The organism is Bradyrhizobium sp. SZCCHNGR1005, assembly GCF_032489995.1.
Taxonomy (GTDB): Bacteria; Pseudomonadota; Alphaproteobacteria; order Rhizobiales; family Xanthobacteraceae; genus Bradyrhizobium.
Map to the genome: position 1 here is coordinate 632,074 of NZ_JAUEZC010000002.1, position 23,198 is coordinate 655,271.

The 23,198-nt window shown below is 65.0% G+C and carries 24 protein-coding genes; 11 read left to right on the forward strand and 13 right to left on the reverse strand.

Going from position 1 to position 23,198, the window contains the following annotated elements:
- Window positions 1-7: 7 nt before the first annotated feature.
- The 4 genes from pyrF to QXZ85_RS09005 all read left to right on the forward strand — a co-directional run bounded on the left by pyrF (window position 8) and on the right by QXZ85_RS09005 (window position 2,575).
- Window positions 8-718, forward strand: a complete 711-nt coding sequence (gene pyrF / locus QXZ85_RS08990; protein WP_315702226.1) for an orotidine-5'-phosphate decarboxylase — start codon at window positions 8-10, stop codon at window positions 716-718.
- Window positions 719-740: 22 nt separating this feature from the next.
- Window positions 741-1,043, forward strand: coding sequence for a DUF1330 domain-containing protein (locus QXZ85_RS08995; protein ID WP_315702225.1), 303 nt, complete (start codon window positions 741-743; stop codon window positions 1,041-1,043).
- Window positions 1,044-1,111: 68 nt separating this feature from the next.
- Window positions 1,112-1,930: a 4-hydroxy-tetrahydrodipicolinate reductase gene (gene dapB, locus QXZ85_RS09000; RefSeq protein ID WP_315702224.1), complete on the forward strand. Its 819-nt coding sequence runs from the start codon at window positions 1,112-1,114 to the stop codon at window positions 1,928-1,930.
- 21 nt (window positions 1,931-1,951) lie between these two features.
- Window positions 1,952-2,575 carry a 2,3-bisphosphoglycerate-dependent phosphoglycerate mutase gene (locus QXZ85_RS09005; RefSeq protein WP_315702223.1) on the forward strand — a complete coding sequence of 208 codons (624 nt, stop codon included), beginning with the start codon at window positions 1,952-1,954 and terminating at the stop codon, window positions 2,573-2,575.
- A 54-nt stretch (window positions 2,576-2,629) separates the two neighbouring features.
- Here QXZ85_RS09005 and QXZ85_RS09010 read toward each other — a convergent pair whose 3' ends face one another.
- Window positions 2,630-3,529 carry a bifunctional helix-turn-helix domain-containing protein/methylated-DNA--[protein]-cysteine S-methyltransferase gene (locus tag QXZ85_RS09010; protein ID WP_315767680.1) on the reverse strand — a complete coding sequence of 300 codons (900 nt, stop codon included), beginning with the start codon at window positions 3,527-3,529 and terminating at the stop codon, window positions 2,630-2,632.
- Between the two features lie 57 nt (window positions 3,530-3,586).
- The gene (locus tag QXZ85_RS09015) at window positions 3,587-4,120 is read right to left on the reverse strand and encodes a DUF2244 domain-containing protein (protein ID WP_315767679.1); all 534 of its coding nucleotides are present in this window, start codon (window positions 4,118-4,120) and stop codon (window positions 3,587-3,589) included.
- 22 nt (window positions 4,121-4,142) lie between these two features.
- On the opposite strand from QXZ85_RS09015, the gene nth reads away from it, so the two are divergent.
- From nth to QXZ85_RS09035, 4 genes are all read left to right on the forward strand, one after another.
- Entirely contained in the window at window positions 4,143-4,946 is an 804-nt protein-coding gene (nth, locus tag QXZ85_RS09020; protein ID WP_315702220.1) for an endonuclease III, read from the forward strand.
- Between the two features lie 208 nt (window positions 4,947-5,154).
- Window positions 5,155-6,207: a type III polyketide synthase gene (locus QXZ85_RS09025; protein ID WP_315702219.1), complete on the forward strand. Its 1,053-nt coding sequence runs from the start codon at window positions 5,155-5,157 to the stop codon at window positions 6,205-6,207.
- Window positions 6,204-6,707, forward strand: a complete 504-nt coding sequence (locus tag QXZ85_RS09030) for an isoprenylcysteine carboxyl methyltransferase family protein (RefSeq protein WP_315702218.1) — start codon at window positions 6,204-6,206, stop codon at window positions 6,705-6,707. The genes QXZ85_RS09025 and QXZ85_RS09030 overlap by 4 nt, the downstream gene beginning before the upstream one ends.
- On the forward strand, window positions 6,704-8,326 hold the full coding sequence (locus QXZ85_RS09035; protein WP_315767677.1) for a DHA2 family efflux MFS transporter permease subunit: 1,623 nt from the start codon (window positions 6,704-6,706) through the stop codon (window positions 8,324-8,326). Before QXZ85_RS09030 ends, QXZ85_RS09035 begins: the two co-directional genes overlap by 4 nt.
- Here QXZ85_RS09035 and QXZ85_RS09040 read toward each other — a convergent pair.
- Both QXZ85_RS09040 and QXZ85_RS09045 read right to left on the reverse strand, forming a co-directional pair.
- Complete coding sequence (locus QXZ85_RS09040; RefSeq protein ID WP_315702216.1) at window positions 8,255-9,016, reverse strand: sulfate transporter family protein; 762 nt, start codon at window positions 9,014-9,016, stop codon at window positions 8,255-8,257. The genes QXZ85_RS09035 and QXZ85_RS09040 overlap by 72 nt on opposite strands.
- An 88-nt stretch (window positions 9,017-9,104) precedes the next feature.
- Entirely contained in the window at window positions 9,105-11,594 is a 2,490-nt protein-coding gene (locus tag QXZ85_RS09045) for a heavy metal translocating P-type ATPase (protein ID WP_315767676.1), read from the reverse strand.
- A gap of 53 nt (window positions 11,595-11,647) precedes the next feature.
- Here QXZ85_RS09045 and QXZ85_RS09050 point away from each other — a divergent pair, with 53 nt between their 5' ends.
- Entirely contained in the window at window positions 11,648-11,923 is a 276-nt protein-coding gene (locus tag QXZ85_RS09050) for a metal-sensitive transcriptional regulator (RefSeq protein WP_315702214.1), read from the forward strand.
- 20 nt (window positions 11,924-11,943) lie between these two features.
- On the opposite strand, the gene QXZ85_RS09055 is transcribed toward QXZ85_RS09050, so the two are convergent.
- Window positions 11,944-12,897 carry a YiiX/YebB-like N1pC/P60 family cysteine hydrolase gene (locus QXZ85_RS09055; protein WP_315767674.1) on the reverse strand — a complete coding sequence of 318 codons (954 nt, stop codon included), beginning with the start codon at window positions 12,895-12,897 and terminating at the stop codon, window positions 11,944-11,946.
- A gap of 195 nt (window positions 12,898-13,092) precedes the next feature.
- Between QXZ85_RS09055 and QXZ85_RS09060 the strand changes: the two genes are divergently transcribed.
- Window positions 13,093-14,508, forward strand: a complete 1,416-nt coding sequence (locus QXZ85_RS09060; RefSeq protein WP_315702212.1) for a flavin monoamine oxidase family protein — start codon at window positions 13,093-13,095, stop codon at window positions 14,506-14,508.
- Window positions 14,509-14,516: 8 nt separating this feature from the next.
- Here QXZ85_RS09060 and QXZ85_RS09065 read toward each other — a convergent pair whose 3' ends face one another.
- The 8 genes from QXZ85_RS09065 to infC all read right to left on the reverse strand — a co-directional run bounded on the left by QXZ85_RS09065 (window position 14,517) and on the right by infC (window position 22,074).
- The gene (locus QXZ85_RS09065) at window positions 14,517-15,461 is read right to left on the reverse strand and encodes an MBL fold metallo-hydrolase (protein ID WP_315742543.1); all 945 of its coding nucleotides are present in this window, start codon (window positions 15,459-15,461) and stop codon (window positions 14,517-14,519) included.
- Window positions 15,462-15,497: 36 nt separating this feature from the next.
- Entirely contained in the window at window positions 15,498-16,274 is a 777-nt protein-coding gene (locus QXZ85_RS09070; RefSeq protein WP_315702210.1) for a sulfite exporter TauE/SafE family protein, read from the reverse strand.
- A complete protein-coding gene (gene pheT / locus QXZ85_RS09075; RefSeq protein ID WP_315807186.1) occupies window positions 16,271-18,679 on the reverse strand; it encodes a phenylalanine--tRNA ligase subunit beta in 2,409 nt (802 codons plus the stop codon). Before pheT ends, QXZ85_RS09070 begins: the two co-directional genes overlap by 4 nt.
- 18 nt (window positions 18,680-18,697) lie before the next feature.
- The gene (locus tag QXZ85_RS09080; RefSeq protein ID WP_315702208.1) at window positions 18,698-19,117 is read right to left on the reverse strand and encodes an endonuclease domain-containing protein; all 420 of its coding nucleotides are present in this window, start codon (window positions 19,115-19,117) and stop codon (window positions 18,698-18,700) included.
- Between the two features lie 98 nt (window positions 19,118-19,215).
- Window positions 19,216-20,298 (reverse strand): phenylalanine--tRNA ligase subunit alpha, encoded by a 1,083-nt coding sequence (gene pheS, locus QXZ85_RS09085; protein ID WP_315761528.1) that lies wholly within the window; start codon window positions 20,296-20,298, stop codon window positions 19,216-19,218.
- Between the two features lie 194 nt (window positions 20,299-20,492).
- A complete protein-coding gene (gene rplT / locus QXZ85_RS09090) occupies window positions 20,493-20,852 on the reverse strand; it encodes a 50S ribosomal protein L20 (RefSeq protein ID WP_315702206.1) in 360 nt (119 codons plus the stop codon).
- 72 nt (window positions 20,853-20,924) lie between these two features.
- Complete coding sequence (gene rpmI, locus QXZ85_RS09095; protein ID WP_008539890.1) at window positions 20,925-21,125, reverse strand: 50S ribosomal protein L35; 201 nt, start codon at window positions 21,123-21,125, stop codon at window positions 20,925-20,927.
- 409 nt (window positions 21,126-21,534) lie between these two features.
- Window positions 21,535-22,074 carry a translation initiation factor IF-3 gene (gene infC, locus QXZ85_RS09100; protein WP_315703136.1) on the reverse strand — a complete coding sequence of 180 codons (540 nt, stop codon included), beginning with the start codon at window positions 22,072-22,074 and terminating at the stop codon, window positions 21,535-21,537.
- Window positions 22,075-22,407: 333 nt separating this feature from the next.
- On the opposite strand from infC, the gene QXZ85_RS09105 reads away from it, so the two are divergent.
- Window positions 22,408-23,193 carry an alpha/beta hydrolase gene (locus QXZ85_RS09105; RefSeq protein ID WP_315807185.1) on the forward strand — a complete coding sequence of 262 codons (786 nt, stop codon included), beginning with the start codon at window positions 22,408-22,410 and terminating at the stop codon, window positions 23,191-23,193.
- Window positions 23,194-23,198 lie beyond the last annotated feature (5 nt).

A 23,198-nucleotide genomic window follows, 5' to 3' on the forward strand; every position in this document is an offset into this window, starting at 1 on the left:
GATGGGCATGGCACACCAGATTGCACCGCGTGACCGACTGATCGTCGCGCTCGACCTGCCTGGGCTGAGTGAGGCAGAGGCCATGATCGCCCGCCTTGGCGACAGCGTGAGCTTCTACAAGGTCGGTTATCAGCTCGCCTTCGCCGGCGGCCTTTCGCTGGTGCCGAAACTCGCCGCAGGCGGCAAGAAGGTGTTCGTTGACCTGAAGCTGCATGACATCGGCAACACGGTGATGCATGGCGTCGAAAGCATCGCCAGGCTCGGTGCGACCTTCCTGACCGTCCATGCCTATCCGCAGACGATGAAGGCCGCGGTCGAGGGCCGTGGCGGATCAGGCCTGAAGATTCTCGCCGTCACCGTCCTGACCTCCTATGACGAGGCCGATCTCGCTGCGGCTGGCTACCGCGCCGGGGTTTCGGAGCTGGTGGAGATGCGCGCGCAGCAGGCGCAGTCGCTCGGCGTCGATGGCCTGGTCTGCGCGGGGGAAGAGGTGAGCGGCTTGCGTAACATTGTCGGCAATCGGCTCTGCCTGGTTACCCCCGGCATCAGGCCGGCTGGCGCCGCCGTCGGCGATCAGAAGCGCGTCATGACGCCCGCGCGCGCCATCGGAGCCGGCAGCGATTACCTCGTCGTCGGCCGTCCCGTGATCGGCGCGTCCGATCCCAAAGCGGCGGCGGAGGCCATTCACGCCGAGATCGCCGAGGCGCTCGGTCGGTAACGACAAATCGAAGGAGAACGAGATGGCGAAGGCCTATTGGATCGCCCGCATCGATGTGCACAACATGGACGGCTACAAGGAGTACGTCGCCCAGAATGGCGCCGTGTTCCACAAATACGGAGCCAAGTTCCTGGTCCGTGGCGGCAAGTATGAAACCAAGGAAGGCACCTCGCGTTCGCGCAATGTGGTGATCGAGTTCAAGGACTACGACACCGCGCTGGCCTGCTACAATTCGCCCGAATATCAGCGTCTGGTTGCGATCCGCGCCCCGCATTCCGAGGGCGATCTCGTGATCATCGAGGGCTATGACGGGCCGCAGCCCTGACCTCGCACCCGGTCGGGTTGCCGCCGCCGCCTGCCACGGGGTATAGCCTTCAGCAGTGAGGAAATGACATGTCCAAGATGCGGTTGATTGTTGCTGGTGCCGGCGGCCGGATGGGCCGCGCGCTGGTGCGTGCGATTGCTGAAACCGACGGCGCGGTGTTGACCGGCGCGCTGGAGGCGCCCGGTTCCGAGCTGATCGGCAAAGACGCCGGCATGCTCGCCGGCCTGCCCGCCAACGGCATTAAGCTGTCCGCCGATCTGTGGGCGCTGTCGGGCGAGGCCGATGGCATCCTCGACTTCACCGTGCCGGCGGCGACCATCGCCAACGTCGCCATCGCGGCCGAGCGCGGCATCGTCCATGTCATCGGCACCACCGGCCTGTCGGCCTCCGACGACGCCGTGATCAAGAGCGTCACCAAGCGCGCCGTGGTCGTGCAGTCCGGCAATATGAGCCTCGGGGTCAATCTGCTCGCCGCGCTGGTCAAGCGCGTCGCGCAGTCGCTCGACGACAGCTTCGACATCGAAATCCTGGAGATGCACCACAAGGCCAAGGTCGATGCGCCTTCGGGCACTGCCTTGATGCTCGGCCGGGCCGCGGCCGCTGGCCGCGGCATCGACCTGGACCAGCATTCAGCACGGGGACGCGACGGTTTCACCGGGGCACGGCGCACCGGCGACATCGGCTTTGCGTCCTTGCGCGGCGGCACCGCCGCCGGCGATCACAGCGTGATCTTCGCAGGCGCCTCGGAGCGGCTGGTGCTGGCGCATCACGCTGAGGATCGGATGATCTTCGCCCACGGCGCGCTGAAGGCGGCGCTCTGGGCCCATGGCAAGCCGCCCGGCCACTACTCGATGGACGACGTGCTCGGCCTCAAGAATCTGTTCTAATCAATATAAGTGGATCGAAGAATGAGCGAACGTCTCCTGGTGCTGGTGCGCCACGGCCAGAGCGAGTGGAATCTGAAGAACCTGTTCACCGGCTGGAAAGATCCGGATCTGACCGAGCAGGGCGTGTCGGAAGCCAAAGAGGCTGGACGCAAGCTCAAGGCTCACGGCCTGACGTTCGACGTCGCCTTCACCTCGGTCCTCCAGCGCGCTCAGCATACGCTCGATCTCATTCTTGCAGAGCTCGGCCAGACCGGGCTCAAGACACAGAAGGACCTCGCGCTGAACGAGCGCGACTATGGCGATCTCTCCGGGCTCAACAAGGACGATGCGCGCAAGAAATGGGGCGAGGAGCAGGTGCACGTCTGGCGCCGCTCCTATGATGTGCCGCCGCCCGGCGGTGAGAGCCTGAAGGACACGCTGGCGCGCGCCCTGCCTTACTATGTGCAGGAGATCCTGCCGGGGGTGCTGCGCGGCGAGCGCACGCTGGTGGCGGCCCACGGCAATTCGCTGCGCGCGCTGATCATGGTGCTGGAGAAACTGTCGCCCGAGGGCATCTTGAAGCGCGAACTCGCGACCGGCGTGCCGATCATTTACCGGCTGAACGCGGACTCGACGGTCGCCTCCAAGCTCGATCTGGCGTCATAGGCGACCGGTTCGATGAGCGCGGCGGCGCGCGGAATTTGCGCGCCGCAGGGAGAATTAGTTGACGCCAACCTGCCCGGCTTCCCAGCCCAGCATCGCCTTCTTTCGTGTGAGACCCCAGTGATAGCCGGTCAGCGCGCCGCTCTTGCCGAGCGCGCGATGGCAGGGGACCACGAAGGAGATCGGGTTCTTGCCGACTGCCGCGCCCACCGCCCGTGACGCCTTCGGCGCCTGCAGCCTGTTGGCGATGTCGGAATAACAAACCGCGCGGCCCATCGGGATCTTCAAGAGCGTCTCCCAGACCCGCACCTCGAAGTCGGTGCCGATCAGGACGACGCGCAGCGGCTGATCCTGCCGCCACAGGCTGGTATCGAAGATTCGCTGCGCCAATGTCGCCGTGCCCGCCGGGTCCTCGACATAACTGGCGCGTGGCCAGCGGCTCTTCATGTCAGCCAGTGCCGAGGCCTCTTCGCCTGGATCGGCAAAGGCGAGCCCGGAAAGACCACGGCCGGTGGCCATCACCAGCGCCGTGCCGAACGGCGAGGGATGAAAGCCGTAACGCATGGCCATGCCGGAGCCACCGCTCTTCCATTCCCCCGGCGACATCGCCTCATGCGTGACGAACAGGTCGTGCAGTCGCCCCGGCCCTGACAGCCCGGAGTCGAGTGCGGCATCCAGCACGCTGGCCGAGCCCTTGAGCAGGCCCTTGGCATGATCGAGCGTCAAAGCCTGCATGAAGGCTTTCGGGGTCAGGCCGGCCCAGCGGCGGAACAAATGGTGCAATTCGTCCGGGGTGACGCCGGCAGCGTCGGCCATGTCCTCGATGGTTGGCTGCCGCCGCCAATGTTCCGAGATGAACGCGATCGCGCGGCGCACGGAGTCATAATCGCGCAGCGCGGCGGGCTGCTGTGGCCCCGGCTTGGCCAGGGCTTGGTCGTGGATCGCAAAGGTCATCATGGCGCTCAATCTAAGGCGGCCAGGGGTCCCGCTCCACCCGATTTCCGATCTTCCCGTTCAGATCGGGTTGTAGACCGGACCCCGCCGTGCCGCCTGCAGGGCGGCGGTCAACGCCTTGGCGAAGCTTGTCTTTTCGTTGGGACCCAAAAAGCTTCCGATCGCGACCCGTTGCCCCCTGGAGACCAGATAGAGGTACTCGACCCCGAACTCCTCATGGACGATCTGGTCGAGCTTGACCCAGAGCGGATTGAACGTCCATTCCATGACGTGGCCGCGATGGCTGACCCGCCGCAGCCGCAGCTCGGAGGGGGTGACCGAGACCTCCTCATAGGCGCGGGCGCGGCGGAAGTTGACCTTGAAGGCCCAATAAATCGCGAGCGCGTCGAGGCCGAAAAAGCCGAGGATGGGCCAGGCTCCCGTCAGCCAGGAGGCGACGCCGCCGACGAAGCTGACGCCGCTGACCACCACCATCAGCACGACGAAGCCGGTTCGGTTGAGCGAGCGGTGCGGGGTCAGCAGCGCCGAGAACAGCTCAGTCTCGGCGGGATCCGGTACCTGCTCCTGGTGCGCAAAGGCATTGCCTGCAGTCATGGCGGATCAGTATACCCAGAACATGGCCAAAATCACCCGTCCCCAACGCGCCAACGCAGTGCCGGTTCGTTCCGCACCCAAGAAGGCCCTCAAAACCGCCGTGAAGGGCACAAAGGCAAAAAAGCCAGCGAAGTTGCCGAAGACGGCGCCGGCTTCCAGGCCCGCGAAAAAGTCCCTGAGAGCGCCGAAACCCTGGACCCCGGCGGAGGTGCGCGAGGCCTTCAGCCGCTTCGCCAACGCAAATCCGGCGCCAAAGGGCGAACTCGAGCACCTCAATCCCTTCACCTTGCTGGTTGCGGTCGTGCTGTCGGCGCAGGCGACGGACGCCGGCGTCAACAAGGCGACGCGGCCGCTCTTTGCCGTGGCCGACACGCCGCAGAAGATGGTCGCGCTCGGTGAAGAGCGGTTGCGCGACTACATCAAAACGGTCGGGCTCTATCGGACCAAGGCCAAGAACGTCATCGCACTATCCGAGAAGTTGATCAGAGATTTCGGCAGCGAGGTGCCGCGCACGCGCGCGGAGATCGAGTCGCTGCCCGGCGCCGGGCGCAAGACGGCCAACGTCGTGCTCAACATGGCGTTCGGCGAGCGGACGATGGCGGTCGATACGCATGTGTTTCGGGTCGCCAACCGCACCGGGCTCGCGCCGGGCAAGACGCCGCTCGAGGTCGAGCTCGGCCTGGAAAAAGCGATCCCGGCCGAGTTCATGCTCCATGCCCATCACTGGCTGATCCTGCACGGCCGCTACACGTGTCTCGCCCGCAAGCCGCGTTGTGAGGTCTGCCTCATCAACGATCTGTGCCGCTGGCCGGAGAAGACCGTTTGAACACGACGGCGCGATCGGAGCGCCACCACAGCCCATGAAACGGTGACTTCAAATCGGCGGCATCGGGCGCTGTCTCACCACGGGCGGGCCACATCGGTGCCCCCATTTGAAATTGAAATGCACTTGCCGATGGACGCGAGTGGCATGTGACATGATCGGCGCCGCCACTCGTTGAGGTTGATCGGAGTTGGAGGAAGGACCCCGTCGCATGAACAACACCGCCGCACTCGTATCACTTGCGACCGCGGTCCCGCCGCATCGATTCCAGCAGCAACAGGTGATGGAAGCCGCGCGCGACGTGCTCGCGCCGCGCTTTCCGCAATTCGATACGCTTGCCAGCCTGTTCTCCAACACCGGAATCCGCCATCGCTTCGGCGTCAAGCCGATCGAATGGTACATGGAGCGGCGTGGTTGGCCGGAGCGGACGCAAGCCTATCTGGAGGGCGCGGAAGCGTTGTTCGTCGACGTCGCGAACAAGGCGCTGATGCAAGCCGATCTTGCGGCGTCCGAGATCGACACGGTCGTGACCGTCAGCTCGACCGGCATCGCCACGCCGACGCTGGAAGCGCGCGTGGCGCGGCAAATGGGCTTCCGCCCCGATATCTCGCGCGTTCCCGTCTTCGGGCTCGGTTGCGCCGGAGGCGTATCCGGTCTGTCGATCGCCTCACGGCTCGCCCAGGCGCGGCCCGGCACCAACGTGCTGCTCGTGACGTTCGAGCTCTGCACGCTTGCGGTCCGCCATGACGAATTGACCAAGGCCAATATCGTCGCGCTCAGCCTGTTCGGTGACGGTGCCGCTGCGGCGGTACTGCGCGCCGGCGACGGCGGCGCCACGCGAGTGGAGGCGACCGGCGAGAAGTTGTGGCCGGATACGCTCGACATCATGGGCTGGAGCGTCGACCCCGAAGGGTTCGGCGTGATCTTCCAGCGCACGATTCCGGATTTCGTGACCGAGAACATGGGTCCGGCCGTCACCGAGATCCTCGAAGGAATGCAGCTTGCGCCTCACGATGTCGATCGCTTCGTCTGCCATCCCGGCGGCTCGAAGGTGATCACCGCGTTGGAACGGGCGCTGTCGCTGGATCAGGGCACGCTGGATCACGAGCGGGACATCATCGCCGACTACGGCAACATGTCGGCCCCCACCGTGCTGTTCGTGCTGGAGCGTGCCCGTAACAGCGGACTGCCGCGACGCTCGCTGCTGACGGCGCTTGGCCCCGGCTTCACCGCCAGTTGCGTCTCGTTACGGCACGCCGCATGACGATCGCCTCCTTCATCCTTGCGCTCGTCACCATGCAGCGGCTCGGCGAGCTCGTGCTGGCCCGCCACAATACGAGCCGTCTGCGTGCACGCGGTGCGATCGAGGTCGGCGCCGGCCACTATCCGTTGCTGGTCTCGATGCACGGAGCCTGGCTGATCTCGTTATGGGTCCTGGGCCATGACCAGCCGGTGGATCCGTTCCTGCTGCTGGCCTTCATCATGCTTCAGGCCATGCGCTGGTGGGTGCTCTCGACCCTGGGTCCGCGCTGGACCACGCGGATCATCGTGCTGCCCGGTGCGCCGCTCGTCACCGGTGGGCCGTACCGATATATGTCGCATCCCAACTACGCCGTCGTCACCGCCGAGATCGCAGTGCTGCCGCTTGCCCTACATCTGCCGTGGCTCGCGCTGATATTCACGCTCTTGAACGCGGCCATGCTGGCGGTTCGGATCCGAGCCGAGCAGCAGGCGCTTGGGGAGATCGGGGGGCGGGTCGCATGAGCAGCCAGTCCGCGTCGCAGCCGACACCGGCCGTTGCCACATGGCTCGGTTTCCTGCTGATGTGCCTGGGCATGTTCATGGCGATCCTGGACATCCAGGTGGTCGCGACCTCGCTGCCGACCATCCAGGATGCGCTCGGCATCTCGCCGGAGGCGATGAGCTGGATCCAGACCGCCTATCTGATCGCGGAAGTGATCGCGATCCCGCTCACGGGCCTGCTGACGCGCGTGTTCAGCCTCCGCTGGCTGTTCGTCGGTGCAGTCGGCCTGTTCACGCTGGCCTCGTTCGGTTGCGCGCTCAGCGCCAGTTTCGGCATGCTGCTGAGCTTCCGCGTGCTGCAGGGCTTCTCCGGTGGCCTCCTGATCCCGGCGGTGTTCTCTGCCGTGTTTCTGCTGTTTCCATCGCGCCTGCATGCGGTCGCCACCACGATCGCCGGCGTCGTCGCGGTCTTGGCGCCGACCATCGGCCCGGTGGTCGGCGGTTACATCACCGACACCTGGTCGTGGCCGTGGCTGTTCCTGATCAATGTCGCGCCAGGCATTGTCGCGGCATCGGCCACGCCGCGCCTGTTGCCGCGCCAACCGACCGATTTTGCCGAATTGTCCAAGCTCGACCTGCCCGCCTTGGCGTTGCTGGCGCTGTCGCTGACGAGCCTCGAGATCGGATTGAAGCAGGCGCCCGAGCGCGGCTGGCTGTCGCCGAACTGCCTCGCATTGCTGGTGCTGAGCGGCTCGAGCCTGGTCCTGCTGGTTCAGCGCACGCTGCTGTCGGAACATCCCATCGTAAGGATCGGGAGTCTGCGGCGGCGCGGCTTTGCGGCCGGGTGCGGCTTGAGCTTCTGCCTGGGCGTCGGGCTGTTCGGATCGGTCTATCTGATGCCGGTGTTCCTCGCCTTCGTGCGTCACCACTCCGCCTTCGAGATCGGCACGATCATGCTGGTGACCGGCGTCGCGCAGCTGCTCGCTGCACCATGTGTGACCCTGCTGGAGAGCCGGGTCGATGCGAGAGTCCTGTCGGCATTCGGCTTCACGCTGTTTGCGGCCGGACTCGCCATGAGTGCGTTTCAGCCGCGTACGGCGGATTACGCCGAGATGTTCGGACCGCAGGTGATCCGCGGCATCGGGATCATGTTCTGCCTGCTGCCGCCGACGCGGATTGCGCTTGGTGACCTGCCGCAAGCGGAGGTCGCCGATGCGAGCGCGCTGTTCAACCTGATGCGAAATCTGGGCGGCGCCATCGGCATCGCGCTGATCGACACGATCATCTATGGCCGCGTCAGCATTCATGCGACCGATCTTCGCGATCGTTTGATCGCCGGCGATGTCACGGCGGCCAAGGCGATCGGATTGCCACCGGAGCTCCTGCTCCACCGCCCTCCGGGACCGCCCGATGCGGCCACCATCGCTTATGTCCGGCCGCTGGTGGAGAAAGCCTCGCTGGCGCTGTGCGTCAACGAGGCCTGGGCCCTGCTCGCGGGCGTATCGCTATTCGCTCTGCTGATCCTGCTATTTGCGCGCGAGCGCGAAGTTGCCGGCGAGGCGCCGGTATCAATCGCGCTGGAATCCCGTCACGCTGCGGCGTCGCGACGGCTCGATCAGCTCGGGTCGCGACCCAGATAGCCGCTTGTGCATGTGGACCATGAAGGCCATGCCGAACAGCGGCGTGGCGAGATTGACGATCGGGATCGAGACGAAGGCGGCAATGATCAGGCCGGCGGTGAACACCGTCGCCGCGTTGTCGCGCCGCATCGCCTTGGCCTCTGCAGGCGGCCGAAATCGCATTGCCGCCAGCTCGAAATATTCGCGGCCGAGCAGCCAGGCGGCGGCAATGAAGAAGATGACGAAGCCCGCGCCCGCCAGGAACACGAAAGGCAGTGCGATCAGATAAACCAGGATGGTGAGGCTTGCGGCCTTCAGCCCCTCTTGGATTGCGAGACCGAACGGCAGCGCGACGCCGGGGCGTTCCGCGGGATAATATTCGCGCTCGACATGCTCGGCCACCTCATCGACGAACAGGCTTGCCACCAGCGAGGTGATCGCCGGCATCAACATGATGCCGCCGAACACGACGCCGAATCCGGCCGCGATCGAAATGATCCAGGCCAGCGCGTCGAGCGAGGTATGCGAATGGGGGCCCAGCATGCCTTCCGCCCAGCCTTCGCCAGCGGTGGCCAGCCAGCTCAGGAGCCGTTGCAGGCCGATCGCCAGCACGGTCACGAGGACAAGCGCAAGCCCGACCGATCGCCACAGGATCGAGCGCATCGGCGGCGACAGCATCTGCGAAAACGCCTTGATGGCAGCATCGATCATGGCGGTTCAACCCCTTCGAAATCCAGCGGAAGAGGTAACGATGCCGGCCTGTTTCGACAAGGCCGGTATCGGTGTCGCCAGCTCCAACTTAGAGCTTCACGCTGCGCAGCCGCAGCGCATTGCCGACCACGCTGACCGAAGACAGCGACATCGCTGCGGCGGCAATGATCGGCGAGAGCAGGATGCCGAAGGCTGGATAGAGAATTCCCGCCGCGATCGGGATGCCGGCTGCGTTGTAGATGAAGGCGAAGAACAGGTTCTGGCGGATGTTGCGCATCGTCGCCGCTGAGAGCTTGCGCGCCCGCGCGATGCCCCCGAGATCGCCTTTCAGCAGCGTGACCCCTGCGCTCTCCATCGCGACATCGGTCCCGGTGCCCATGGCGATGCCGACATCGGCCGCGGCCAGCGCCGGCGCATCGTTGACGCCATCGCCGGCCATGCCCACGATCTTGCCGGCTGCGCGCAGCCGCGCGACCACGGCGCTCTTCTGATTCGGCAGCACCTCCGCTTCCACCTCGGTGATCCCGATCCTGCGCGCGACGGCGGTGGCGGTCGTCCTGTTGTCGCCGGTCAGCATGATCACCTTGATGCCGTCGGCGGCGAGCGCTTTCAGCGCATCCGGCGTCGACGCCTTGATCGGATCTGCAATGGCGAACAGTGCTGCCGGCTTTCCGTCGATCGCCATGACGATGACCGTGGCCCCTTCGCTTCGCAACCGCTTGCTCTCGACGCCGAGCGCATCGCTGACGATCCCAAGCGAGGCGAGATAGGTGGCGTTGCCGAGTACGATCGATTTGCCGTCGACCGAGCCCTGTGCGCCTTTGCCGGTCGGCGCGTCGAAGCCGCTGACCTCGCCGAGCGGCAGGTTGCGCCCCTTTGCATGTCGTACGATCGCATCCGCGAGCGGATGTTCGCTGGCGCGCTCGACGCTGGCGGCGAGCCGCAGCACCTCGCTCTCGTCGAAGCCGGATGCGGTCACGATCGCCGTCACCTTCGGCTTGCCTTCGGTCAAGGTGCCGGTCTTGTCGACCACGAGCGTATTGACCTTCTCCATCCGCTCCAGCGCCTCGGCATTCTTGATCAGAATTCCGGCCTGCGCGCCGCGCCCGACGCCGACCATGATCGACATCGGCGTCGCAAGCCCAAGCGCGCAGGGGCAGGCGATGATCAGCACGCTGACGGCTGCCACGAGGCCGTAAGTGAACCGCGGCTCCGGCCCAAATGCGTACCAGGCGGCGAAGGCGATGATCGCGGCCGCGATCACCATCGGCACGAACCAGCTGGCCACCTGATCGGCGAGCCGCTGGATCGGCGCGCGCGAGCGCTGCGCCTCGGCGACCATCTGGACGATCTGCGACAGCAGCGTGTCCCGGCCAACCTTGTCGGCGCGCATCACGAAGCCGCCGGACTGGTTCATGGTGCCGGCGATGACGTGGGCGCCCTCCTCCTTGGTCACCGGCATCGATTCGCCGGTCACGAGCGATTCGTCGAGCGTCGAGCGGCCGTCGAGAATGGTGCCGTCGACCGGCACCTTCTCGCCCGGGCGTACGCGCAAGCGATCGCCGACCTGCAATTGGTCGATCTCGATCTCGTGGTCCTGACCGTCCTCGCTTACGCGCCGCGCCGTCTTCGGCGCGAGCTGCAGCAGGGCCTTGATCGCGCCCGAGGTGGCTTCGCGCGCGCGCAGTTCCAACACCTGTCCGACAAGCACGAGGACGATGATGACCGCGGCCGCCTCGAAATAGGTCGCAACCGCGCCGCCGTGATCGCGGAACGTCGCCGGGAAGGCTTGCGGCGCCATCGTTGCAATCGCGCTGTAGACATAGGCGACCCCGGTCCCCATCGCGATCAGCGTGAACATGTTGAGGTTGCGCGTCTGCAGCGATTGCCAGCCGCGCACGAAGAACGGCCACCCGGCCCACAACACCACGGGGGTTGCGAAAGCGAACTGGATCCAGTTCGACCAGAGCGGGTCGACCAGGCCGTGGCCGCCGCCGAGCAGATGCCCGCCCATTTCCAGAATGACAACGGGCACGGTCAGCAAGCCGCCGATCCAGAGCCGTCGGGTCATGTCGACGAGCTCGGGATTCGGTGCGCTGTCGAGGCTGACGGTCTCCGGCTCCAGCGCCATGCCGCAGATCGGGCAGCTTCCCGGGCCGACCTGCCTGACCTCAGGGTGCATCGGGCAGGTGTAGATGGTGCCGGCCGGCATCTCCGGCGGAGGCTCTTTCTTCTCGAGGTATTTGGCGGGGTCGGCGGCGAATTTGGCGCGACAGCCGGCGGAACAGAAAAGGAAGGTCTGGCCGCGATGGTCGAAGCGGTGTTTTGACGTCGCAGGGTCGACGGTCATCCCGCAGACCGGATCCAGCGCTTTTGCGTTGGTGTCGGAATGATCATGCCCATGACCGCCACAGCAACCCGCACTGGCAGCCGCCGTTTCAGTCACGGCATGATTGCTGCAGCAGCTCTTGGCGACCGCCTCGGTTTGTACGGTTTCCGGCGCTGGCGCCTTCGATCCGCAGCCGCAGGTCCCGGAAGCGGCAATGGCTCCTGAATGCGTGTGTTCGCTTTCCGACATCGGTGTCCAACTCCGGGCTTGTAACCGCTACCCCGTAGGGGTATATAGGCCGAATGCGGAAGGACATCAAGATATCCTGTCAGAAGCGGTTGAGCCGGATCGAAGGGCAGGTCCGCGGCCTGTCCAAAATGGTCGAGGACGATCGCTACTGCATCGACATCGTTACCCAGATCTCGGCGGTCCGGGCTGCCTTGCGCCGCGTCGAGGAAGAGATCTTGCGTGATCACGTCGCCCACTGCGTCGAGCACGCGATCGCCTCGGGCGACAAGACCGATCAGCGGCAGAAGATCGCGGAATTGATGGATGTCATCAGCCGCTCCGATCGGTAGCGGTGAGGCCACGCCTGAGGCTAGACGACCGCTTTGTGCCGTCCGGTATCCTCGCGGGAATTTGCCCTACGAGCAGGCCATGCACGGTCACGCTCGACCGCCTTCGCGGCCAGGTTTATTTGCTCAGGCGTAGCCGGCGCTTCCGGGTCAAGCGCTTCAGGAACCAGCGACGGCGTTTCGACCATTTCTGGAAACACACCGAATTCGCCCGCTACCTCCGCGAGCGGCTTCTGCTTGTCCGCCCAGTGCAGGGCCGTGTAGTCGAATCCGTTGATGATGGTCGGCTTGACGATCTCGAAATAGGGCGAGATGTCGAAGTCGCGCGGCATATAGAGCGAGGAATCGCGGATGTGCAGGATCTCGCGCTTGGCGCGCCTGGATCCCGCGCGGGTGATCTTCGGCAGGATCGGATAGCGCACGGCATCGAAGGCCTGCGCAATCAGCGCCGAGCAGATCATTTTTGTTGGATCGCCGGAGCCGAGCGCGATCATGCGCCGACGCCAGCGTTGGGGCACCGGCAGCGGAACCAGATAGCGCATCAGGTCGATGATGTTCTTGGTGTCGTAGCCGAAGCCGATGCGATTGATGGCGTAGCGGCACACCGTGTGCCGGTCTTCGAATGTCAGGCCGACCGGCCGGCAGATGCGCGTGTGGTAGGTGACGTATTTCGACAAGGGCGCCGAAATGACGCCTTCATCGACATAGGCCTCGACCAGCACATGCGGTTCGCCATCGGGTTCCGCCGCACCATCGATCGGTCCGACATAAAGCGCCGCATGCGACCAGGTCGACTGCGTCAGATATTTGATGATGCCGGAGATGCGGCTGTTGCCCTCGACGAGCAGCACATCGCCGGGTTGGACGTCCTTGCGCAGATTGTCCGGATCGCTCGGCGTGAACGGCTCGTAGCCCGGCACCTCCTTCTGCAGGTACGCGGCAATCAGCTTGCCGATCTGATCGAGCACGACGCCCATGACGGTCAATCCCCCCGGAAGGCCTCGGTCGGCCGCTTTTCCCTGTGTGTATCATGGTCGACTGCGGTTGCCATTTGGTTCATGTTCAGTGTGACATCAATCATGGTTGATTCACTATGATGGTTGCCGCACCGCGCCTGATGCGGCAGAGTTCTCGCTACAATCCTGTTTTTCCAATCTTTCGGAAACCATGACATGACTTTCACGCGCCGCGGCTTTCTCTCCGCATCCGCGGCGCTCGCGGCGACGCCATGGCTCGACCGCGGCGCTGTCGCCGCGACGCCGCCGCGCGATGCCGATATCGTCGTGATCGGTGCAGGTGCGGCCGGCATCGCTGCGGCGCGGCGGGTGCTGGCGGCCAATCGCAGGGTGCTCGTGCTTGAAGCCGCGAACCAGATCGGTGGGCGCTGCAGTACCGATACCAGGATCTTCGGCGTACCTTTCGATCACGGTGCGCGTTGGCTCTACAATCCTGACGGCAATCCGCTGGCGAAGCTCGGGCGTGCGGCCGGGCTCGACGTGATGGCTGCTCCTGTCGGGCACAAGATCCGCGTGGGCCGCCGCAACGCGCGGGCCGGTGAAACCGAGCAGTTCCTGGCCGCGCTGGTTCGCGCCAAGCACGCGATCGACGAGGCCGGCCGCAGCAAGCTCGATACCTCCTGTGCTACTGCCTTGCCGAAGGATCTCGGTGATTGGACCGCGACGGCGGAGTTCGTCCTTGGACCTGCTACAGCGGCCAAGGACTTGAACGAGCTCTCGGCCATGGACAAGGCGCGGGCGCAGGACCGCAGCGCGGCGCTTGCGTGTCGCCAGGGGCTCGGCACGCTGATCACCAAACTTGGCGAGCAGCTGCCGTTGGCTCTATCGACTCCCGCCACGCGCATCGTATGGACCAATCGCGAGGTCTGGGTGGAGACGCCGTCGGGTCGCGTCACCGCGCGTGCCATCATCCTGACGGTCTCGACCAATGTGCTCACCTCTGGCGCGATCAAGTTCACGCCCGAACTGCCGAAGCGGCAGCTCGATGCCGCCGCCAAGCTCAGTCTCGGCAGTTACGATCGCATCGCGCTGCAGCTTGCGGGCAACCCCCTCGGTCTGTCGCGCGACGATCTCATGATCGAACAGAGCAGCTCGAAGCGAACCGGCCTTTTGTTCGCCAATATCGGTGGCTCGTCGCTCTGCACGATCGATGTCGCCGGATCCTTTGGCCGCGAGCTGTCGGCACAAGGCGCAGCGGCGATGGTCGCCTTTGGCAAGGAGTGGCTGGCGAAGCTGTTCGGCAGCGACGCCGCTGCTGCGGTGCAGGCCTCCGCCGTCACGCGCTGGAATGCCGCGCCAACCATCCTCGGCGCGATGTCGGCGGCTGCACCCGGGGGACAGGGCTCGCGCAAGATCCTGAGCGAGCCGCTGGGTCCGTTGTTTCTGGCCGGTGAAGCTACGCATGAAACGATGTGGGGCACGGTCGATGGCGCCTGGGAGTCCGGCGCGCGTGCCGCCGAAGCCGCTCTGCGCAGGATTGGTGCGCTTAGGGATTCCGAGCCGGCCGAAGCGCCGGAACCAAAGCGGTCACGTCGTCGCGGCTCGATCCGCTCCGCATCGCCACGCAACTAACCGCCCGCTCACACCGGCAGCTTGAGCTCCATGAGGTCCTTGGCCACGATAATACGGCCGGAGAAGCTTGCCTTCACATCGCGCGTCCAATCGTCATCGGTGATGTCGGGGTCATCGCCCGGCACGAGGTGACTCAGCACGAGCGTCTTTACACCGGCTGCGGCGGCGATGCGTCCGACATCGGCGGTGGACGTGTGACTGTCCATCAGATGCTTCTTCAACGTGGCCCCGTTCTTGGTCTTCAGCACCAGACGGTCGACTGCCGGTACGTAGAGACATTCATGGACCAGCACATCGGCGCCCTTGGCGAACTCGGCCAGCTTGGGATTGTAGGCAGTGTCCGAGGAGAACACGATCACCCCATCCGGCGTCTCGAACTTGTAGGCAAAATTGTCCGTAATCGGCGGATGCGGCGTACGAAACGCGGTCACGGTCACATCGTCCGTCTTCAGCACCACACCATCATCGGTGATGTCTTTGGCGATCAGGAGCGGACGCGGATCGGGGCGGCCTTCGTCATCGATCCGGGTCTCGACGTCGAACTTGTTCAGCTCCCAAAAGTTGCGCGTCATCGCTTCAAGTCCCTTCGGCCCGAAGGAGCGGATCGGAGCGGATAGCCCGGCCGCCCACGCATTGTAGAACAAGTTGCCATATTCCAGGTTGTGATCGGAATGGTGATGGCTGATGAGGATATATTTCACCGAAGGAAGCGGGACGCCCGCGGCCACGAGCTGACGGCTGACGCCCATCCCGCAATCGATCACGAACGGCGTGTTGTTGACGACGACGAGATTGGCGGGGTTGGAGGCGCCGATGCCGACGCGCGGTCCGCCTTTGGTGCCGAGGAAGACGATGCGCGTGCGCGGCTTTGTGGTTTGCGCAAGCACCGAAGGCGCCGCCAGCGTACCGGCTGCGCCGAGCGCAAGGGTCAGCACGCCACGCCGATCGATCATGATCTCCTCCTCGGTTTTGTTATGTCGAGGAGAACACTAGCGACGGCCCAGCACCCCGTCGAGAGCCGGCAATCCAAAGACGACCGCCAGCGCGATCAGCGCATAGCAGATGGCGCGAAATGCGCGCTCGCTGGCACGCCCGAACAACGAGGCGCCGAAGAACACGCCGAGCGCATAGATCGGTCCGACCAGGAGCGACAGCTTCAGCGAATCCCAGGTGATCAGCCCGCTCACCGCATAGCTCGCCATCGAGAACAAATCGGAGGCGCCGAAAAACAGCAGGATGTTCGCGCGTGCAGTTTTCGACGCGATCGGCCGCCCGAGCCAGTAGCCGACGATCGGCGGCCCACCGGTCTGCGCGAGCCCGCTGCAGAAGCCGGACACGCTCCCCACCGCGACGGCCAGGGCCGGATGGTCCTTGCCGCGATAGCGCCAGCCCGACAGCAGCAGCGCGAGCAGCGCTACGACGAAGCCGGATATGATCCAGCGCGTCGTGACCGGATCGAGCCGGGTCAGGAAATAGGTGCCGACGGGCACGCCGACCAGGGCGCCCGCGACCATGACGGCCGTCGCCCTGCGGTCGGCATCTTTCCAGGCGTTGGGAACGAGCGGCGCGGCGGATACGAAGTCGATGACGAGCAGCAGCGCGGCAACGAGCTGCGGCCCCGCGACGCTGCTCGCGAGCGGCATGAAGATCAGCGCCGCGCCGAAGCCGGAGAAGCCGCGCGCCGTCGCGGCGATAAGGGCGATGACGCAGAGCGCCAGCGCGGCCGAGGCGCTGACATCGTCAGGGATGAGCCCTGAAAGGCTCATCCGCGCAAGACGCCGCCGGTCTTCTTCGCAACCTCGGCCGTGATCTTGGCGGCCACGGCATCGATCTCCTCGTCCGTCATGGTCTTCTCGCGCGGCTGCATCGTCACAGCGATCGCGATCGACTTCTTGCCGTCCTCGATGCCCTTGCCTTCGTAGACGTCGAACACCGTCACATTCGTGATCAGCTTCTTGTCGACGCCCTGCGCGGCGCGCACGATGTCACCGCCTTTGACGGCGCGATCGACGATGAACGCGAAATCGCGCGACACCGGCTGGAAGGCCGAGAGCTCGAGCACCGGCTTGGCGCGGGTCGGCCTCTGCTTGGCTGCCGGAATACGATCCAGAATGACCTCGAAGCCGACCAGTGGACCATCGGCCTTGAGCGTCTCGAGCGTACGCGGGTGGATCTCGCCGAAGGTGCCGAGCACGTTCTGCGGCCCCATCTGGATGGTGCCGGAACGTCCGGGATGCAGCCAGCTCGGGCCGCCGGGCACGATCTGCAACGCCGCCATCGGCGCGCCGGCGGCGGCTAGCACCGCGAGCGCGTCAGCCTTGGCGTCGAAGGCGCTTGCGGTCTGTGATCCGCTCCAATGCCGTCCAAGCCCTGCGGAGGAGGCGACGCCGCGACGGACGCCGCTCGCCGCCACGAACTGATCCTCGGGCCGATCACCCTTGAAGATCTGTCCGACCTCGAAGATCGCGCTATCGCCGATGCCGCGATCCGCATTGGCCTGCGCGGTCGCGATCAGGCCGGGCATGAGGCTCGGGCGCATGTCGGAGAGATCGGCGGCAATCGGATTGGCGACCGCAAGCTCCGCCTTGCCGCCGCCGAACAGTTCGGCCGCCGGCTTGGAGATGAACGACCAGGTGACGGCCTCGACCATCCCTCTCGTAGCCAGCGCTCGTTTGGCGCGGCGGGTCCGAATCTGGATCGGCGTCAGCACCGGTTTGCGCGGCGCGTCGCCGCGCTCGAACGGCGTCTCCGGGACCTTGTCGACGCCGACCATGCGCACGACCTCTTCGACGATGTCGGCCTTGCCGTGCACGTCACTGCGCCAGGAGGGCACCGCGATCTTCACCACCGGACCCGATCCCGCCAGCATGAAGCCGAGATGGCCGAGGATGCGGCGCATCTCCGTCAGCGGCACGTCGATGCCGGCCAGCCGCTTCACCTCGGTGAGCGGGAAATCGATCACGCGCTCGTCGCCGAAAGGATTGCCGACGACGACGTTGTCCGATGGCGTGCCGCCGCAGAGCTCAAGGACGAGCTTCGTCGCCAATTCCAGCCCCGGCACCATGAAGGCGGGATCGACGCCGCGTTCGAAGCGATAGCGTGCATCCGAATTGATGCCGAGCTTGCGGCCGGTCTGGGCGATGTTGATCTCGTTCCAGAGCGCCGATTCGATCAGCACGTCGGTGGTGGTCTCGTCACAGCCGGAGGCTTCGCCACCCATGATGCCGGCCAGCGACTCGACGCCCGTGTCGTCGGCGATCACGCACATGCCGCTGTCGAGCGTGTAGGTGCGGCCGTCGAGCGCCAAGAGCGTCTCGCCGTCGCGCGCGCGGCGCACGACCAGATTGCCTGTCACCTTCTTGGCGTCGAACACATGCAGCGGACGCGCGCGATCGAAGGTCATGAAATTGGTGATGTCGACCAGCGCGTTGATCGGTCGCAGCCCGATCGAGGTCAGGCGCTGCTGCAGCCATTTCGGCGAGGCGCCGTTCTTGACGCCACGCACCAGCCGCAGCGCGAAGCCGGGGCACAATTTCTCGTCCTCGACCGTGACCTTCACCGGGCAGGGGAATTCGCCCTTGATCGGCTTGATCGCGGGCTCCTTCAGCTTGCCCATGTCGGCCGCGGCGAGGTCGCGCGCGATGCCATGCACGCCGGTGCAGTCCTGCCGGTTCGGCGTCAAATTGATCTCGAGCAGAGGATCGCCGAGCCCGGCCCACTCGGCGTAGGGCTTGCCGATCGGAGCGTCCGCCGGCAGCTCCATGATGCCGTCGTGGTTCTCCGAGATTTCGAGCTCGGCCTCCGAGCACAGCATGCCGCGGCTCTCGACGCCTCTGATGGTGCCGACCGAGAGCGTGATCTTCTTGGCGGGGATATAAGTGCCGGGCGGCGAGAACACCGAGACGAGGCCCGCGCGCGCGTTGGGCGCGCCGCACACGACCTGCACCGGCGCTGCGCCGTTACCGGTATCGACCATGCAGACGCGCAAACGGTCGGCGTTCGGATGCTGCTCGGCGGAGATGACGCGGGCGATCGTGAACGGCGCGAGCAGCTTCGCCTTGTCCTCGAGATGCTCGACCTCGAGCCCGATCATGGTGAGCTTGTCGGCGAGCTTCTCGACCGGCTCATCGGTGTCGAGATGGTCCTTCAGCCAGGACAGCGTGAATTTCATGGCTCTTTTCCCGCGAAGTCAGTCCTGTTCCCTCCCCCGCTTGCGGGGGAGGGTCAGGGTGGGGGCTCTGGCTGCGACGGCAGCCGCGATGGTTTCGAGAACGCCAGCGCGATTGCTCATCACGTCGTTGTTGGCGAAGCGCAGGATCTGAAATCCTTTCGCTTCGATCACTGCGGAGCGTGAGGCGTCGCGCTGTTCGGCTTCGGTCGAGAAGTGCTGTCCGCCGTCAAGCTCGATGACAAGGCGCGCGGCGTGGCAGACGAAGTCGGCGATGTAACGGTCGATCGGAACTTGCCGACGAAAGCCTGCGCCGAGGAGGCGATGATCACGCAGCTCCGACCACAATAGTCGTTCGGCGTCGGTCGAATTTCTGCGGAGTGCCCGTGCATTCGATCGAAGCTTGGGGGATACGGTCCAGATGGGCTTCTCATCATCCATCGACACCTCCGCTGCGGAGATACCCCCACCCCAGCCCTCCCCCGCAAGCGGGAGAGGGAGCCGCAGCGCCCGATTGGAGATATCGAGGCCGCCAACGTTCACGAGCTCAATCCCCCCGCGAGCGTCGGCACCTCGAGCGGCTTGAAGCCGTAATGCGACAGCCAGCGCACGTCGCCTTCGAACAGTTGGCGCAGGTCGCTCATGCCGTATTTCAGCATCGCGATGCGGTCGATGCCCATGCCCCAGGCGAAGCCCTGGTACTCGTCCGGATCGAGCCCGCAGGCCCGCAGCACGTTCGGATGCACCATGCCGCAGCCGAGAATCTCCAGCCAATCCTCGCCCTCGCCGAAGCGGATCTCGCCCTTGTCGCGGCGGCACTGGATGTCGACCTCGAGCGACGGCTCGGTGAACGGGAAGAACGACGGCCGGAAGCGCATGTTGATGTGATCGACCTCGAAGAACGCCTTGCAGAACTCGTGCAGGATCCATTTGAGGTGACCGAGATGCGAGCCCTTGTCGATGACGAGGCCTTCGACCTGGTGGAATTGCGGCGTGTGGGTCGCATCCGAATCGATGCGATAGGTGCGGCCCGGGCAGATCACGCGGATCGGCGGCTTCTGGGTCAGCATCGTCCGCACCTGCACGGGCGAGGTGTGGGTGCGCAGAAGCATGCGCGAGCCGTCCGCCTTCGGATTGAAGAAGAAGGTGTCGTGCATCTCGCGCGCCGGATGGCCTTCCGGGAAGTTCAGTTTGGTGAAGTTGTAGTCGTCGGTCTCAATATCCGGACCTTCGGCGATGGCGAAGCCCATGTCGGCGAAGATCGTGGTGAGTTCGTCCATCACCTGACTGAGCGGATGCACCCTGCCCGCCTCCGCCGGCGCATCCTGCAACGGCAAGGTGACATCGATCGTCTCGGAGGCCAGCCTTGCGTCCAATGCGGCTGATTTCAGCACCTCGCGCCGGGCGGCGAGCGCTTGCGTCACCTTGTCCTTGGCGAGGTTGATCGCCGCACCTTGCGTCTTGCGCTCTTCGGGCGACATCTTTCCGAGCGTCGCCAGCAGCGCCGAGATCGAGCCCTTCTTGCCGAGAGCGGCGACGCGCACCGCTTCGAGCGCAGCTTCGTCGCCGGCTGCGGTAATCTGCTTGAGGATCGAAGTTTCGAGATTGGCAAGATCGGACACAGGTTGATCTCCGCGAAAAAGCGGCTGGTTGTCGCCGCGCGGGCGGCAGGGGTCAAGGTCAATTCGCCGCGTGAATGACGGTCGCGATGCACGCCTGGCGATGCCCGGCGCTCATCGGACTGAGACGGTCACAAGAATGCAAAAAGCGGCCGATCATCTCGGCCGCTTTCAGCGCTACTTCTCACACAGGAGAATCAGGCAGCCAATGCGGCCTTGGCCTTCTCGACGATCGCCTGAAAGGCCACCGGCTCGTTGATCGCGAGATCCGACAGCACCTTGCGATCGACGGTGATGCCGGACTTCGCGAGACCGTCGATGAAACGGCTGTAGGTCAGCTCGAACGGCCGCACGGCGGCGTTCAGGCGCTGGATCCAGAGCGCGCGGAAGGTGCGCTTCTTGCGCTTCCGATCGCGGAACGCGTACTGGCCGGCCTTTTCGACGGCCTGCTTGGCGGTGCGGATCGTGTTCTTGCGGCGGCCGTAATAGCCCTTGGCGGCCTTGAAGACTTTCTTGTGCTTGGCGTGGGCGGTCACACCGCGTTTGACGCGAGACATGACGGAAATCCTTGATCAATAGTGAGTGTGGGCCGCGCCCTGCGCGGCCGGCGGATCGGAAGCAGTTGGCCGTCAGGCGTTCGGCAAGAAGTACTTCTTGACGTTGTCGCCGTCGGTCTTGAACAGCACGCGGGTGCCGCGCAGCTGCCGGATCTGCTTCTTGGTCCGCTTGATCATGCCGTGGCGCTTGCCGCGCTGGGCGTGCATCACTTTGCCGGTGGCCGTCACCTTGAATCGCTTTTTGGCGCCGGATTTGGTCTTCAACTTGGGCATTTGGCTCTCCTTGATGCCAACAGCAAGCCGCCCGCTAAAGCGGCGCCGTCTGGCGAAAATGCTCGTTAGAGCGTTGACCGTGCTCAGGTTTTCGGAAAAAGCCGAAGCCACCCGCACAAAAGCATCGCCACGGCAGCCCTTGATCAGCCGGGCGATGAAGGCTGCGCTTATGGCAGAGACAAGGCCGATTGGCAACGCTGGAGAGCCGGAATCAGCGAATTTGACCCGACGTCGGCTCCGTGCACGGCGAGAGACCATGGTGTCCCCGCACCGCCGTGGTTCGTCTCCGCCTTTGGCATCGACTTGCCCGGACGATGCGAATGCCGCCCGCGATTAACCTCTCGTTAGGCAAAAGCCCGCCAAACGCCGTGGCGGGCTCCTCAAGCTGTCGTGCAGGTGGGCGCCGGCTTTAGCGCGGCGCCAGCACCATCACGACCTGCCGACCTTCGAACTTGGCGTCCTGCTCGACCTTGGCAAAGGCGGCCACGTCCGCTTTGACTTTGTCCAGGAGCTTGGTGCCGATCTCCTGGTGCGCCATTTCGCGACCGCGATAGCGCAGGGTGATCTTGACCTTGTCGCCCTCCTCGAAGAACCGCTGCATGGCGCGCATCTTCACGTCGTAGTCATGGTCGTCGATCATCGGCCGGAGCTTGATCTCCTTGATCTCAACGACTTTCTGCTTCTTGCGGGCTTCCGCAGCCTTCTTCTGCGCCGAATATTTGTACTTCCCGTAGTCCATGATCTTGCAGACGGGAGGGCTGCTGTTCGGCTGAATTTCCACCAGGTCCATGCCGGCTTCGGCGGCCATCTTGATGGCGACCATGGTCTCGACGGTACCGTGGTTTTGGCCGTTCTGATCGATCAACTGGATCTGCGCATTGCGAATCTCATCATTGGTGCGCGGCCCGTCTTTGGTGGCAGCGGGCGGAGCTCTATTGGGACGGCGAATGGGTACTTCTCCGAAGTTGTGGAAGAGGGGCATTACTTTGAAGGAAGAAGCCGTAAGGGGCAAGACAGCTCACGGCTCCGGCGTGAAATTTCGCGCCGAGCGGTGCAGCTTTGCCGCCAAACGAGACCGAACTCGACATCCGCGCCTGCGCGCCGGCGAGGTCGGGCATCTCCCCCCAGAACCGGCCGCCGAATATCCGCAAATTCGGAGACGGTGCTGGTTCCGGTGGCGACATAGAGTGCGAAGTCGCGTTTCGCAAGCAGGACGGTCGCCGCGGCGTTGACGGATGGTTGAGGTTCGCCCACACAAACGCCCGATAGCGGGGTGCGATCCATGACCATCACGGCGGAAGCCAACGAAACGCCTGTCTTCATCGAGGTCGGTACGGGCCAATCGTCGCGCCGGATCGCGGTCCGTGCCCGTGAGGGCAAGGGGCCGGGCCTGTTCTGGCTCGGTGGCTTCCATTCCGACATGAAGGGTACCAAAGCCTTGGCGCTCGACGCCTGGGCAGCCGAGCAGGGCCGCGCCTGTGTGCGCTTCGACTATTCGGGCCACGGCGAATCCGGCGGTCAATTCGTCGATGGGACCATCGGTCGCTGGCTCGAGGAGAGCGTTGCCGTGTTCACCCGGTTCTGCCGGGGTCCCCAGGTCGTGATCGGCTCATCCATGGGCGGCTGGCTCGCGCTTTTGCTCGCCCGCGAACTCGCCAAGCGCGCCGGCGAGCCGACCGTGGCGGGACTGGTGCTGATCGCGCCGGCGCCGGATTTCACCGAGGAGCTGATGTGGAAGGGATTTTCCCAGGCGGTCAGGCAGGAGATCGAGACCAAGGGCGTCTGGCTGCGGCCGTCCGAGTATGGTGACCCCTACCCGATCACGAAGACGCTGATCGAGGAGGGCCGCGACCATCTTCTGCTGGGCAGCGCGATCAATGTCGGCTGTCCAGTGCGGATCCTGCAGGGCGCCCAGGATCCGGATGTGCCCTGGCAGCATGCCTTTGCGCTGGCGCATCGCCTCCCCGCGGACGATGTCGTGCTCACGATGATCCAGGACGGCGATCACCGGCTGTCGCGGCCGCAAGACATCGCGCGCATCCTGGCCGCGGTCGCCGAGATGGGTTGAATCCA